General features: G+C 75.7%; 1 protein-coding gene. It reads left to right on the top strand.

The features are described 5' to 3' along the window. The first annotated feature begins 677 nt into the window (after positions 1-677). Complete coding sequence (locus ACFVIM_RS35100) at positions 678-1,358, top strand: hypothetical protein (RefSeq protein ID WP_384310428.1); 681 nt, start codon at positions 678-680, stop codon at positions 1,356-1,358. Positions 1,359-1,467: the final 109 nt, after the last annotated feature.

Here is a 1,467-nt window from a genome sequence, read left to right on the forward strand (position 1 = left end):
GCGTACGGACCAGGGTTGTTTCGCGCGCGTACGGGCCCGGGGCCGGTCGCGAGGGCGTACGGGGACCCGGGGCCGTTCTTGGGGGCGTGACGCCGCCCGGGCGGCCCGGCCGCCGGGCCAGCACCACCGGATGCCGTCCGGGCGCCCGCCGCAGCCGCGCCGGTCATCCTCGGCCCGAGAGCCGAGAGCCGAGAGCCGAGGAGCTGGGAGCCGAGAGCCGAGGAGCCGAGAGCCGAGGAGCTGGGACCGAGGACCGGGACCGAGAGCCGGGTCCGCCGGAAGCCGCTCGCCGGAGCCGGGCGGTCCGCTGTCGCGACGGGCGGGCGGGAACCCGGCGGCGGGACCGGTCCGGCCGCCGCGGGCGGCGCGCCGCCACCCGCACGGCGTAGCGGCCGCTGATCGGCTCGACGCGTCCGGCGCGCGGCGGGTGCCCCGGGCGCATTCGGGCCGTCGGCCCTTCTCCCTCCTCGCCTCCCGGCGCTCCGCCCCATCCGTCCCACCGTCTCCGTACGGTCGTGAACAGGGCGCCTCCGGCCGGGGCGCACACGCGCGCTGACGACGGTCAATCCCGGGGAGCGGGGGTGGTGTGGCTATTCTCTCCCTCTGTCAGGACGCGAGGACGCCCGAGGGGGGCGGGTCCGCTCCAGACCTCGGACACAGAGGAGGCGGCCGGGTAGATGGAGACGACCAGCCCGACAGAGGCACAGGACACGGTCGGTGAACCCCCCGTTCCCGGAGGACGCGAACCGCGCCGGGTGGGCGTTCCGGGACGGATCGCCGTCGACGCCTACGCCCGTGCCGCGTTCCCGTGGTACGGCCTGGACGAGGCGTTCACCGGCCGTCGCTGGCTGATGCAGGTCGCCTCCGGGTCGGACGGGGTCGTCCACCACGGTTCGATGGGCCACGGTGATGTGCCGTCGATACGGTCGGACGCCGAGAGCCCGAGGGAACGGTTCGCCGTGGTGATCACTGTCGCCGCCAGCCCGGTGCGGCGCAGCGCCGACGGTACGGGGGTGCTGGAGGCCACCACGGTCTCCTCCGCCGCCTGGCTGGCCAGCTCCGGGCTGCTGGCCCACACCTGGCCGCCCCATCTGGACCATGGGCTGCGGGACGACTGGCTGGCGCAGCAGACCGAGGCCGCCTTCGACCTCGCGGACGATATGAGCGGCGTGGAGTGGTCGACGCTGACGCTGCCGGTGGACGGGGAACCGACGCCGTTCCACTACCGCGAGTCGGAGTTCGGCTGGGTGCTGGCGGGCACCACGGCGGCGGGCGTCTATGTCGGTGCGTACGGGCGCGGGATGAGCGCGTACGGGCTGGGCTTCTCGGCGGTGCCCGACCTCGCGCCCTATCTCTAGGAGCCGGGAGCCGGGAGCCGGGAGTTCCCTGGAGCCATCCGGAGCGGTCGTCCCGTCAGCGGCGGTCCGCCGCCGCTGACCGGACGGGCACCGCCGGGAGGCCCGGCCC

It is taken from the genome of Streptomyces sp. NPDC057638 (assembly GCF_042800315.1).
GTDB lineage: Bacteria > Actinomycetota > Actinomycetes > Streptomycetales > Streptomycetaceae > Streptomyces.